This window comes from Pseudomonas sp. CH61 (genome assembly GCF_059429415.1).
This window is the reverse complement of the sequence record NZ_CM182098.1, coordinates 1,253,990-1,266,765: the sequence shown is the minus strand read 5'-3', so window position 1 is coordinate 1,266,765 and position 12,776 is coordinate 1,253,990. Positions and strand designations below refer to the sequence as shown.

Genomic DNA, 12,776 nt, shown 5'->3' with positions numbered 1-12,776 from the left:
AAAGCTCAGAAACCGGCGGCCCGGGGGAGCCTTGGCCGGTTGTATGGCCTGGACCTGGAAAATAAGTGAGAATGCTGGCCAATCGCGGCCGACAAATCGCGCCTATCATATCCAAGATTGATGACTAGCTTAAGGCCCAAGGTGCAAATGAAACGATCTGCTTTCTTCATCTCCGATGGCACCGGCATCACTGCCGAAACCCTGGGGCAAAGCCTTCTGGCGCAGTTCGAAAACATTACCTTCAGCAAATTCACGCGACCGTACATCGACAGCGTTGAAAAAGCGCGGGCCATGGTACAACAAATCAACAAAGCCGCTGAAACCGACGGCTTTCGCCCGATCATCTTCGACACCATCGTCAATCAGGACATCCGTGAGATTCTCGCAACGTCCAATGGTTTCATGATCGACATTTTCTCGACCTTCCTTGCCCCGCTTGAGCAGGAACTCACCGAGCATTCTTCCTATACCGTCGGCAAATCGCATTCGATCGGGCACAACTCCAATTACATGGAGCGCATCGAGGCGGTCAACTTTGCCCTCGACAACGACGACGGTGCGCGCACCCACTATTACGACAAAGCCGATTTGATACTAGTGGGTGTGTCGCGATGCGGCAAAACGCCGACGTGTCTGTACATGGCCATGCAGTTCGGCATCCGCGCGGCCAACTATCCGTTGACCGAAGACGACATGGAGCGCCTGACCCTGCCGACGGCCCTGCGCGCCCATCAGCACAAGCTGTTCGGCCTGACCATCGACCCCGACCGCCTCACCGCGATCCGCAACGAGCGCAAGCCCAACAGCCGCTATTCGAGCTACGCGCAGTGCGAATTCGAAGTGCGCGAAGTGGAAAATCTGTTTCGCCGCGAGAACATCCCCAACATCAACTCCACGCATTTTTCGGTGGAAGAGATTTCGGCGAAGATTCTGGTGGAGAAAGGTGTGGAGCGGCGGTTCAAATAGATTTGTGGTGTCTGAATGACCGCTATCGCGAGCAGGCTCACTCCTACAGTTGATCTTCAGCGGGCACAGATCACGTGGACGACAGAGATTCATTGTAGGAGTGAGCCTGCTCGCGATGAACGATTACACGATCTCTGTCAGTGCCCGGCTTAAAGCTTCAAAACCTGCCAGCAACAACCGATCATCCCCCACCGCATTACACACACTCACCCGAACAAACTGCGGCACCGCTGCATGCCCCACCGCAAACGCCTCGGCGGTTGCTACCAGATAATTGTTCTCCTTCAATTCCGCCGCAATCTGCGAGGCCCGCCACAACTCAGGCACCTCGACCCAGAAATGCGGGCTGTAAGGGTGAGTCTTGTAATTCAAACCCTGCAGAACAGGCGCCACCAACACTTTGCGCCGAGCGATCTCGCTGATCTGTTCGTCCAGCAAGCGCTCGGCCATGCCGCTTTCAATCCACAGGCTCGCCACTTCCATCGATAACGGATTGGCCATCCAGCACGTTGCGCGGATTGCAGCACTCAAACGCCCGATCAACGGCTGCGGAGCGTGCAGGTAACCGACGCGCAATCCGGCGGAAACAGCTTTGCTCAAACTGCCGATCAGCACTGAACGCTCCGGCGCAAAATAACTGAGCGGCAACGGGCGTTGACGGTCCAGAACCGCGTGAGCTTCGTCTTCGATAATCAGCAAATTGTGCTGGCGACAGAGCTCGGCAATCGCCTCGCGCCGCGAGATCGACATCACGGCGGCTGTAGGATTCTGGATCGTCGGCGTGCAATACACTGCCGACACTCGGTGCTGACGGCAGATGTCCTCCAGTGCCGACGGTAAAAGCCCTTCGTCGTCCATCGCCGCGCCGACAAGTTTTATCCCAAGCTGGCGTGCGACGCCGATCAATCCCGGGTAGGACAAATGCTCGGTAACCACTGTGTCGCCGGCCTTGAGCAAGCCCATCAACGCGCACAACAAGCCATGCTGACCACCGTTGACGCACAACACCTGATCGGCGTGCGGCACGAACGCTTCGTGCTGCAACCAGACCGCCCCGGCCAATCGGTGCCGTGCCAGCCCCGCTTCGGCGGTGTACCCAGTCAACTGCTGTAACACCCGCGGATCGCTGGCCAGCTCCTGCAGACTCTGGCTCATGAACGCCGCTTCCTGTGCGGGAATCGGCTGATTGCGGCTCATATCGAAACAAGCCGAAGGCTCATCACTGACATTGCGAAAGCCTTTGTCCTGCGGCCGCTCCATCCCGCGCTGACACACATAGGTGCCATCTCCTACGCGAGCAACCACCAATCCGACACGCTCAAGTTCACCGTAGGCACGGCTGATGGTGCCGATGGTCACCCCCAGGCTATCCGCCAGCAATCGGTGCGGCGGCAACTTGCATCCCGCATCGATCACCCCTTCGTCGATGGCCTGTGCGACCGCATCGGCCAGGCGTTTGTATTTCACGCCGACGCCATTGGCGAGGCCGTCGCGGAGGATTGACACCATGGCAATACTTACTTTGACAGTCATTCTCGCCCCGAATAGCGTGCTGGAAACAGGTTCAATCAGAAATAGACCGTTTCCGCGATCAGGTCAATTCCACCGTTCGGAGCACACCACATGTCGACCGCCGTCAGCACACCGATGCACATCAGCAAACCCTGGCTCGCCGGATTGCTCACCAGCACGCTGTTTTTGATCGTCTGTCTGAGCTGGGGCACGACGTGGCTGGGGATCAAGATTGCGGTGGAAAGCGTGCCGCCGCTGACCGCCGCCGGGTTGCGCTTTCTGATTGCCTTTCCGCTGTTCCTGAGCTTCGCGCTGTTGCGCAAGGAACCGCTGTTGTTCCCACGGCAAAGTCGCTGGTTTTTTGTGTTCGTCACGCTGTCGTATTTCAGCCTGCCCTACTACCTGCTCAACTACGGCGAGATGCACGTGTCATCGGGCCTGACCGCCCTGCTGTTCAGTTGCATGCCGGTGTTTATCCTGTTGTTTTCCGCACTGTTTCTGCGCGAGAGAATCTACCCCTCGCAAATGCTCGGCATCGCCATCGGTTTTGGCAGTCTGTTCATGATTATTCGCAGTCAGGGTCTGCACTTGGATCAGGCCGAATGGCTGGGGGTGCTGGCGATCCTGTGTGCAGCGGTGATGCATGCGCTGTGCTACGTGGTGACGAAAAAACACGGCAGCGCGATCAGCGTGATCACCTACAACACCCTGCCGATCGGCATCGCCGGAGCGATGTTATTTATTGTCGGATTGAGTGTTGAAGCGCCGGTGTTTGCGCGAGTGACAGCACGCTCGTGGGGCGCCTTGCTCTATCTCGGGCTGGTGGCCTCGGTCGGCGGATTCATCGTTTACTTTTTGCTGCTTAAACGCTTGAGCCCGATCATCCTGTCGTTCGTGTTTATCATTTTCCCGGTGTTCGCCGTGATCATCGGCGCCTGGTACGAGGGGCAAACCCTGTCCCGGGAGCTGATGATCTATTCGGCGATTTTGTTGAGTGGTTTTGCGATCACCAAATTGCCTGTGGAAAAGTGGTTCAGATAACGAACATATCCACAAAGCGGTTGACTGCCGTCGATTCAAGCAGCGCCTGATCCTTGCACAACGCAAAGATCTCGCCGCAGCGCTGACCGGTGAAACGCGTAGCCAGATTGGCCTTGAACTTGTCCTCCAGCAATGGAATACCCTTCGGCACGGCGCCGGCGATGACCGATCGGGTATTCCACGACGACGTTTTCAGTGCTGCTGCCGTCCTTGAAAAACACCTGCACGGCGTTGGCGATCGAGCGCTTGTCAGGCTCCAGGTATTCGCGGGTGAAACGCGGTTCTTCGACGATCACCATTTTTTCGCGCAACACATCAATGACCGGATGCGCCTTGTGGAAATCGTCTTCGTATTGTTCGGCGACCAGATTGCCGAACGCCAGCGGCACGGCGGTCATGTACTGAATGCAGTGGTCGCGGTCGGCGGCGTTGGCCAGTGGCCCGACTTTGGAAATGATGCGGATTGCCGATTCGTGGGTGGTGATGACGATCCGGTCGATTTCATGCAGACGATTGCGCACTTGCGGGTGCAAGGTTACCGCCGCTTCACAGGCGGTTTGCGCATGGAATTCGGCGGGGAAGCTGATCTTGAACAGCACGTTTTCCATCACGTAACTGCCGAACGGCCGCGAAAAACTGAAGGCGCGTTTGCCTTCCGGTTTTAGCGCCAGATCGCTGTTGCTGTGGCTGAATAGCACGTCGTAGAAGCCCCACTGTTTCGCAGTCAGCACCCCGGGGATGCCCATCTCGCCGCGCATGGCGATGTCGGTCAGGCGCACGCCACGACTCGTCGCATCCCCCGCTGCCCAGGATTTTCGCGAACCGGCGTTCGGCGCATGACGATAGGTGCGCAAGGCCTGACCGTCGGCGAACGCGTGGGACAACGCCGACAACAGTTGCTCGCGATTGGCACCCATGAGTTTGGCGGTGACGGCGGTTGAAGCAACTTTCACCAGAATGACGTGATCGAGTCCTACACGATTGAAGGAGTTTTCCAGGGCAATCACGCCTTGAATTTCATGGGCCATGATCATCGCTTCCAGCACATCGCGAATGGTCAACTGCGGGTCACCGTTGGCCAGGCGTTTCTGCGAGAGGTGATCGGCCACGGCGAGAATGCCGCCGAGGTTGTCGGAGGGATGCCCCCACTCGGCAGCGAGCCAGGTGTCGTTGTAGTCGAGCCAGCGGACGATGCAGCCGATATCCCACGCGGCTTTGACCGGGTCGAGGCGATAGCTGGTGCCGGGGACCCGCGCACCGTAAGGAACCAGCGTCCCTTCGACGATCGGGCCGAGATGCTTGGTGCATTCCGGAAAGCGCAGCGCCAACAGGCCGCAGCCCAGCGTGTCCATCAGGCAGTTGCGGGCGGTGTCGAGGGCTTCGGCGGAGGTGACTTTGAAGGTGAAGACGTAATCGGCGATGTCCTGCAGGACATGATCGTAGTCGGGGCGGTTGTTCAGGTCGACGTTGGCGCTCATTGCGGTTCTCCTGTGCGGGAATGATGAGTGGTGCGGTCTTCCTCAAGGCTTGGCGGGTTTGTTCTGGTTGATTGCAGGTCTGGGGTGCCTGCTTGTTTTGGGTTTCTTCAGTGGGTGGGCCCCTCACCCTAGCCCTCTCCCGAGGGAGAGGGAACTGATTGGGGGATGCTGTAGAGGTGCACCGACCTGAGCGATCTGCGCTGAATCCGTAATCGATCAGGTCAATGTACAACCCCAGACACCTCGGTCGACCAGCTGAAGCCATAATCGACTCGATCTTTCAGGTCGATGTACAACCCCAGACACCTCGGTCAGCCCCTGAATCCATAATCGACTCGATCTTTCAGGTCGATGTACAACCCCAGACACCTCGGTCGGCCCCTGAATCCATAATCGACTCGATCTTTCAGGTCGATGTACTACTCCAGACAACTCGGTCGGCCCCCTCTCCCTCCGGGAGAGGGCTGGGGTGAGGGTGAAAAATCTCAAATCAGAAAGAATCGCCCGGGATGCGCACGTAGCCTTCCATAAGGACACGCGCACTGCGGCTCATGATCGCTTTTTTGACGATCCACTCGCCGTTTTCCAGACTGGCTTCAGCGCCAACGCGCAACGTCCCGGACGGATGCCCGAAACGCACGGCATTGCGTTCAACGCCCCCGGCAGCAAGGTTTACCAAGGTGCCGGAAATAGCCGCCGCAGTACCAATCGCCACCGCCGCCGTGCCCATCATCGCGTGGTGCAACTTGCCCATCGACAACGCCCGCACCAGCAAATCCACGTCACCCGCGCCAACCACTTTGCCACTCGACGCCACATAATCCGCAGGTTTGGCAACGAACGCGACTTTCGGCGTGTGCTGCCGCTTGGCCGCTTCGTCCAGATTGGATATCAGGCCCATGCGCAATGCGCCGTAAGCCCGAATCGTCTCGAACATCTGCAATGCTTTCGGATCGCTGTTGATCGCGCTCTGCAACTCGGTGCCGGTGTAACCAATGTCTTCAGCATTGACGAAAATCGTCGGGATGCCGGCGTTGATCATGGTCGCCTTGAACGTGCCAACGCCCGGCACTTCCAGCTCATCGATCAGGTTGCCGGTAGGAAACATTGAACCACCGCCGCCCTCTTCTTCCGCCGCCGGGTCCATGAATTCGACTTGCACTTCGGCGGCCGGAAAGGTCACCCCGTCGAGTTCGAAATCACCGGTTTCCTGCACTTCGCCGTTGGTGATTGGCACGTGGGCAATAATCGTTTTGCCGATGTTGGCCTGCCACACGCGCACCACCGCAACACCGTTGTGCGGAATGCGGCTGGCGTCGACCAGACCGTTGCTGATGGCAAACGAACCGACCGCAGCCGAGAGGTTGCCGCAGTTGCCGCTCCAGTCCACGAACGGCTTGTCGATCGAGACCTGACCGAACAGGTAATCGACGTCGTGATCGGCCTTGATGCTTTTCGACAGGATCACGGTTTTGCTGGTGCTTGAAGTCGCGCCGCCCATGCCGTCGATTTGTTTGTCGTAAGGGTCGGGGCTGCCGATCACACGCAGCAATAAAGCGTCGCGAGCCGGACCGGGAATCTGCGCCGTTTCGGGCAGATCCTTGAGGCTGAAGAACACGCCTTTGCTGGTGCCGCCGCGCATGTAGGTCGCAGGAATTTTGATTTGTGGTGCGTGAGCCATGGTGCTCCTTAACCACAGGCGTGAGACCCAAGCCTCACGCCTGCATCAGTTGATTTAAACGGCAACCGCCGACTCTTCAAGGAAGTCCTGAGCAAAGCGCTGCAACACGCCGCCGGCCTCGTAGATCGACACTTCTTCAGCAGTATCCAGACGGCAAGTCACCGGCACGTCAACGCGCTCGCCGTTCTTGCGATGGATCACCAGCGTCAGATCCGCACGCGGTTTGCGCTCGCCGATCACGTCGTAGGTTTCGCTGCCGTCGATGGCCAGGGTGTGACGGTCAGTGCCCGGCTTGAACTCCAGCGGCAACACGCCCATGCCCACCAGGTTGGTGCGGTGAATGCGCTCGAAACCTTCAGCGGCAATCGCTTCGACGCCGGCCAGACGCACGCCTTTCGCCGCCCAGTCGCGGGACGAACCCTGACCGTAATCGGCGCCGGCAATGATGATCAGCGGTTGTTTGCGTTCCATGTAGGTTTCGATGGCTTCCCACATGCGCATCACTTTGCCTTCCGGCTCGACCCGCGCCAGCGAACCCTGTTTGACCTTGCCGTTTTCCACGACCATTTCGTTGAACAGTTTCGGGTTGGCAAACGTTGCGCGTTGCGCGGTCAAGTGGTCGCCACGGTGCGTTGCGTAGGAGTTGAAGTCCTCTTCCGGCAGGCCCATTTTCGCCAGATATTCGCCGGCGGCGCTGTCGAGCATGATCGCGTTGGAGGGCGACAGGTGATCGGTGGTGATGTTGTCCGGCAGCACCGCCAACGGGCGCATGCCCTTCAGCGGACGCGCGCCGGCCAGCGCGCCTTCCCAGTACGGCGGGCGGCGGATGTAGGTGCTCATCTCGCGCCAGTCGTACAGCGGCGTGACTTTCGGGCCGGTGTCTTCGTGGACGGCGAACATCGGAATGTAGACCTGACGGAACTGCTCAGGCTTGACCGAAGACTTCACCACGGCGTCGATTTCTTCGTCGCTCGGCCAGATATCTTTGAGGCGGATTTCCTTGCCGTCCACGACACCGAGCACGTCTTTTTCTATATCGAAGCGGATGGTCCCGGCAATCGCATAGGCGACCACCAGCGGCGGCGAAGCGAGGAACGCTTGCTTGGCGTACGGGTGGATGCGGCCGTCGAAATTGCGATTGCCCGAGAGCACGGCGGTGGCATACAGATCACGATCGATGATCTCTTGCTGAATCACCGGATCGAGCGCGCCGGACATGCCGTTGCAGGTGGTGCAGGCAAAGGCGACGACACCGAAACCGAGTTGCTCCAGCTCAGTGGTCAACCCCGCTTCGTCGAGGTACAGCGCGACGGTTTTCGAACCCGGCGCCAGCGAGGATTTCACCCAAGGTTTGCGGGTCAGACCGAGCTTGTTGGCGTTGCGCGCGATCAGGCCGGCGGCGATGACGTTGCGCGGGTTGCTGGTGTTGGTGCAACTGGTGATGGCAGCGATGATCACCGCGCCGTCGGGCATTTGCCCCGGCACGTCATCCCACTGCCCGGAGATGCCTTTGGCGGCCAGATCCGATACCGCGACGCGCGCGTGCGGGTTGCTCGGGCCGGCCATGTTGCGCACCACCGAAGACAGGTCGAAAGTCAGACCGCGCTCATATTGGGCACCTTTCAGACTGTCGGCCCACAGGCCGGTGAGCTTGGCGTATTGCTCGACGAGTTGCACTTGCTGGTCTTCGCGGCCAGTCAGTTTCAGGTAATCGATGGTCTGCTGATCGATGTAGAACATCGCTGCGGTGGCGCCGTATTCCGGGGCCATGTTGGAGATGGTCGCGCGGTCGCCGAGGGTCAGCGCGGCGGCGCCTTCGCCGAAGAATTCCAGCCACGCGCCGACGACTTTCTGTTTGCGCAGGTATTCGGTCAGCGCCAGCACCATGTCGGTGGCGGTGATGCCCGGTTGCAGCTTGCCGGTCAGTTCGACGCCGACGCTTTCCGGCAGGCGCATCCACGACGCGCGACCGAGCATCACGCTCTCGGCTTCGAGACCGCCGACACCAATGGCAATCACGCCCAGCGCATCGACGTGCGGGGTGTGGCTGTCGGTGCCGACGCAGGTGTCGGGGAACGCCACGCCCTCACGTACCTGGATCACCGGCGACATTTTCTCCAGGTTGATCTGGTGCATGATGCCGTTGCCCGGCGGGATCACATCAACGTTCTTGAAAGCCTTTTTGGTCCAGTTGATGAAGTGGAAACGGTCTTCGTTGCGACGGTCTTCGATGGCGCGGTTTTTCTCGAACGCCTGCTTGTCGAAACCGCCCGCCTCCACCGCCAGCGAGTGGTCAACGATCAGTTGCGTCGGCACTACCGGGTTGACTTGCGCCGGGTCGCCACCCTGCAAGGCGATCGCGTCACGCAGGCCGGCGAGGTCGACCAGTGCGGTCTGGCCAAGAATGTCGTGGCAGACCACACGCGCCGGGAACCACGGGAAGTCGAGGTCGCGTTTGCGTTCGATCAGTTGCTTGAGGGAATCGGTGAGCGTGGCCGGGTCGCAGCGACGCACAAGGTTTTCCGCCAGCACGCGGGAGGTGTACGGCAGGGTGTCGTAACTGCCGGGCTGAATCGCTTCGACCGCCGCACGGGCGTCGAAATAATCCAGAGGGCTGCCGGGCAGGGTTTTGCGGAATTCTGTGTTCATCGGGTCAGGACTCGGGTCACGGTAGTTTCAAAGGGTGGGCAGACGCCAGACTCAAGATTCACACCGTCCCTTGTAGGAGTGAGCCTGCTCGCGATAGCGGTAGATCAGTCGACATTGATGGTGAATGTCAGTCCGTCATCGCGAGCAGGCGAAGGCCTACAGGGGTTAGCGGTGATCTTGCTCTCCGGGTCAGCCCACCATTTCAGCGACGTTCGATTGGCACGAACTTGCGCTGTTCGACGCCGACGTACTCGGCGCTTGGACGGATGATGCGGTTGTTGGCGCGCTGCTCGAACACATGCGCAGCCCAGCCGGTCAGGCGCGAGCAGACGAAGATCGGCGTGAACAGCTTGGTCGGGATGCCCATGAAGTAGTACGCCGAGGCATGGTAGAAATCGGCATTGGGGAACAATTTCTTCTGCTCCCACATGGTCTTGTCGATGGCTTCCGAAACCGGAAACAACACCTTGTCTCCGACTTCATCCGCGAGTTTTTTCGACCAGCCCTTGATCACCTCATTGCGCGGATCGCTGTCCTTATAGATCGCGTGGCCGAAACCCATGATCTTGTCCTTGCGCTCGAGCATGCCGAGGGTGCCTTTGATCGCCTCTTCCGGCGACGCGAAACGCTCGATCATTTCCATCGCCGCTTCGTTGGCGCCACCGTGCAACGGACCGCGCAGCGAACCGATGGCGGCGGTTACGCAGGAATACAGATCGGACAGCGTCGATGCACAAACACGGGCGGTGAAGGTCGAGGCGTTGAATTCGTGCTCGGCATAAAGGATCAGCGAGACGTTCATGACTTTGACGTGCAGTTCGCTCGGCTTCTTGTCGTGCAGCAGGTGCAGGAAGTGGCCGCCGATGGTTGGCTCGTCGCTGACGCAATTGATGCGCTTGCCATCGTGGCTGAAGCGATACCAGTAGCACATGATCGCCGGGAATGCGGCCAGCAAGCGGTCAGTCTTGTCGCGCTGTTCGGAGAAGTCTTTCTCCGGCTCGATATTGCCGAGGAACGAGCAACCGGTGCGCATCACGTCCATCGGGTGGGCGTCGGCGGGGATGCGTTCGAGCACTTCTTTCAGCGCTTGCGGCAGGTCGCGCAGCTTGCTCAGTTTGCTTTGATATTCGTCGAGTTGCGCCTGGGTTGGCAGCTCGCCGTAGAGCAGCAGGTAGGCGACTTCTTCAAATTGCGCATCGGCAGCGAGTTCGCGCACGTCGTAGCCGCGATAGGTCAGTCCGGCACCGGCCTGGCCCACGGTGGACAGTGCGGTTTGCCCGGCAACCTGGCCACGGAGCCCGGCGCCACTGAGTACTTTTGCTTCGGCCATTGTGTTCTCCAATCTTTTTGAATTTGTATGGGGAAACTTGTGGGAGCGAGCCTGCTCGCGAAAGCGTCGTGTCAGTCACTTTGATATTGCCTGATCCACCGCTTTCGCGAGCAGGCTCGCTCCCACAGAGGGTCTTGTTCAGCCTTTCTTTTGTGCAAACAACGCATCGAGCTTTTGCTCGAACGTGTGGTAATCGATGCGATCGTAAAGCTCCATGCGAGTCTGCATGGTGTCGATGACATTCTGTTGCGTGCCGTCGCGGCGGATCGCCGTGTAGACGTTTTCCGCAGCCTTGTTCATCGCGCGGAACGCCGACAGCGGATAGAGCACCAGCGACACGTCGGCGCCGGCCAGTTGCTCGGTGGTGTAAAGCGGCGTCGCGCCGAACTCGGTGATGTTGGCCAGGATCGGCGCTTTCACACGGTTGGCGAACAGCTTGTACATTTCCAGCTCAGTGATCGCTTCCGGGAAAATCATGTCGGCACCGGCCTCGATGCACGCGGCAGCGCGGTCGAGTGCCGATTCCAGACCTTCCACCGCCAGCGCATCGGTGCGCGCCATGATCACGAAGCTGTCATCGGTGCGGGCATCGACGGCGGCTTTGATGCGGTCGACCATTTCCTGCTGGCTGACGATCTCTTTATTAGGACGGTGGCCACAGCGCTTGGCGCCGACCTGATCCTCGATGTGAATCGCCGCCGCGCCGAACTTGATCATCGATTTGACCGTGCGCGCGACGTTGAACGCCGACGAGCCAAAACCGGTGTCCACATCGACCAGCAGCGGCAGATCGCAAACGTCGGTGATCCGCCGAACGTCAGTCAGCACATCATCCAGACCGGTGATGCCCAGATCCGGCACGCCGAGCGAGCCTGCGGCCACCCCGCCACCGGACAGGTAGATCGCCTTGAAACCGGCGCGCTTGGCCAGCAGCGCGTGGTTGGCGTTGATCGCGCCGACCACCTGCAATGGGTGCTCGCTGGCGACCGCATCGCGGAAACGCTGGCCTGGAGTGCTGTGCTTGGAACTCATGACTCACCTCGTTCAGTGGCTGTCTTATTGTGGGCGCCGTCCTGGTAATGACGGGCGATGTTGCGTTTCGAGGCGCCGATGTGACGGCGCATCAACAATTCCGCGAGTTCGCCGTCACGGTCGGCGATGGCATCGAGAATCCGGTGGTGTTCGGCAAAAGCCTGACGCGGACGGTTCGGCGTGGTGGAGAACTGGATGCGGTACATGCGCACCAATTGATACAGCTCGCCGCAGAGCATCTGCGTCAGCGTGCGGTTGCCGCTGCCCTGGATGATCCGGTAGTGAAAGTCGAAATCGCCTTCTTGCTGGTAGTAGCCGACACCGGCCTGAAACGCGGCATCGCGCTCGTGGGTTTCCAGCACCCGGCGCAGTTCCTCGATTTCTTCGACGCTCATGCGTTCGGCCGCCAGACGGCAGGCCATGCCTTCGAGGGATTCGCGAATTTCGTAGAGTTCAAGCAATTCGGCATGGCTGAGTGAGACCACCCGCGCGCCGACGTGCGGTACGCGCACCAGCAGGCGCTGACCTTCCAGGCGATGAATCGCCTCACGCAACGGCCCCCGGCTGATGCCGTAGGTGCGCGCCAGCTCCGGCTCGGAGATCTTGCTGCCCGGGGCGATCTCGCCTTTGACGATGGCTGCCTGAATGCGCCGGAAGACGTTTTCCGAAAGCGTCTCGGAATCGTCGCCACTGATAACCGGGGGATCGAGTTGATCCAGCATGATTGTCGACACCTTTAAATCCAATGCGGCAAAAACTAGCCAATTAGCCCGCATCAGTCAAAGGATAAATAGGTATTGTCGACAATCGTCTAATAACCGTAGGCAATCTTCCATTGGTCGATTAACCCTGTGGGAGCGAGCCTGCTCGCGAAAGCGTAGTGTCAGTCAGCATCTGCTTGAGATGACGCACCGCCTTCGTCGGAACGCCGCCCGGAGCAGGCTCGCTCCCACAGGGAATCCCAAGGGTTATAGACCGGCCCCGGCGCTGGCGCCATAAAACCACCGTGCTAGAATGCCGCCCGCATTTGCTGGCCATTTGTACGGCTTGTCATATAAAGCTGCCAGGCACACGAAGGGCCTTGCGC

At 59.5% G+C, this 12,776-nt stretch carries 8 protein-coding genes and 1 pseudogene; 2 read left to right on the top strand and 7 right to left on the bottom strand.

Translation table 11 applies throughout. The annotated features are described in order from the left end of the window. The first annotated feature begins 147 nt into the window (after positions 1-147). Positions 148-966, top strand: coding sequence for a posphoenolpyruvate synthetase regulatory kinase/phosphorylase PpsR (gene ppsR / locus AC5SEM_RS05790; protein ID WP_034152875.1), 819 nt, complete (start codon positions 148-150; stop codon positions 964-966). 123 nt (positions 967-1,089) lie between these two features. Here the strand turns inward: ppsR and AC5SEM_RS05785 are convergent, their stop codons facing one another. After that, positions 1,090-2,499 carry an aminotransferase-like domain-containing protein gene (locus AC5SEM_RS05785; protein WP_495472357.1) on the bottom strand — a complete coding sequence of 470 codons (1,410 nt, stop codon included), beginning with the start codon at positions 2,497-2,499 and terminating at the stop codon, positions 1,090-1,092. Between the two features lie 114 nt (positions 2,500-2,613). Between AC5SEM_RS05785 and AC5SEM_RS05780 the strand changes: the two genes are divergently transcribed. Beyond that, positions 2,614-3,519, top strand: a complete 906-nt coding sequence (locus AC5SEM_RS05780; RefSeq protein ID WP_495473445.1) for a DMT family transporter — start codon at positions 2,614-2,616, stop codon at positions 3,517-3,519. On the opposite strand, the pseudogene prpD reads toward AC5SEM_RS05780, so the two are convergent. The 6 genes and pseudogenes from prpD to AC5SEM_RS05750 form a co-directional block, all read right to left on the bottom strand. Further along, a pseudogene (gene prpD, locus AC5SEM_RS05775) lies at positions 3,512-4,997 on the bottom strand (2-methylcitrate dehydratase). The gene AC5SEM_RS05780 and the pseudogene prpD overlap by 8 nt on opposite strands. Before the next feature lie 490 nt (positions 4,998-5,487). Next, entirely contained in the window at positions 5,488-6,678 is a 1,191-nt protein-coding gene (gene prpF / locus AC5SEM_RS05770; RefSeq protein WP_495472356.1) for a 2-methylaconitate cis-trans isomerase PrpF, read from the bottom strand. Between the two features lie 54 nt (positions 6,679-6,732). After that, entirely contained in the window at positions 6,733-9,327 is a 2,595-nt protein-coding gene (acnD, locus tag AC5SEM_RS05765; RefSeq protein ID WP_463397072.1) for a Fe/S-dependent 2-methylisocitrate dehydratase AcnD, read from the bottom strand. A gap of 202 nt (positions 9,328-9,529) precedes the next feature. Then, positions 9,530-10,657, bottom strand: coding sequence for a bifunctional 2-methylcitrate synthase/citrate synthase (prpC, locus tag AC5SEM_RS05760; RefSeq protein ID WP_495472355.1), 1,128 nt, complete (start codon positions 10,655-10,657; stop codon positions 9,530-9,532). Between the two features lie 138 nt (positions 10,658-10,795). Continuing rightward, positions 10,796-11,689, bottom strand: a complete 894-nt coding sequence (prpB, locus tag AC5SEM_RS05755) for a methylisocitrate lyase (protein WP_016983750.1) — start codon at positions 11,687-11,689, stop codon at positions 10,796-10,798. Beyond that, positions 11,686-12,408 carry a GntR family transcriptional regulator gene (locus AC5SEM_RS05750; RefSeq protein WP_495473444.1) on the bottom strand — a complete coding sequence of 241 codons (723 nt, stop codon included), beginning with the start codon at positions 12,406-12,408 and terminating at the stop codon, positions 11,686-11,688. Before AC5SEM_RS05750 ends, prpB begins: the two co-directional genes overlap by 4 nt. Positions 12,409-12,776 lie beyond the last annotated feature (368 nt).

What these genes read in the sequence shown, in the direction of transcription:
- AC5SEM_RS05780 (WP_495473445.1), top strand. Translation starts at nt 2,614, where the DNA reads ATGCACATCAGCAAACCCTGGCTCGCCGGATTGCTCACCAGCACGCTG.
- acnD (WP_463397072.1), bottom strand. Translation starts at nt 9,327, where the DNA reads ATGAACACAGAATTCCGCAAAACCCTGCCCGGCAGCCCTCTGGATTAT.
- AC5SEM_RS05785 (WP_495472357.1), bottom strand. Translation starts at nt 2,499, where the DNA reads ATGACTGTCAAAGTAAGTATTGCCATGGTGTCAATCCTCCGCGACGGC.
- prpF (WP_495472356.1), bottom strand. Translation starts at nt 6,678, where the DNA reads ATGGCTCACGCACCACAAATCAAAATTCCTGCGACCTACATGCGCGGC.
- ppsR (WP_034152875.1), top strand. Translation starts at nt 148, where the DNA reads ATGAAACGATCTGCTTTCTTCATCTCCGATGGCACCGGCATCACTGCC.
- prpB (WP_016983750.1), bottom strand. Translation starts at nt 11,689, where the DNA reads ATGAGTTCCAAGCACAGCACTCCAGGCCAGCGTTTCCGCGATGCGGTC.
- prpC (WP_495472355.1), bottom strand. Translation starts at nt 10,657, where the DNA reads ATGGCCGAAGCAAAAGTACTCAGTGGCGCCGGGCTCCGTGGCCAGGTT.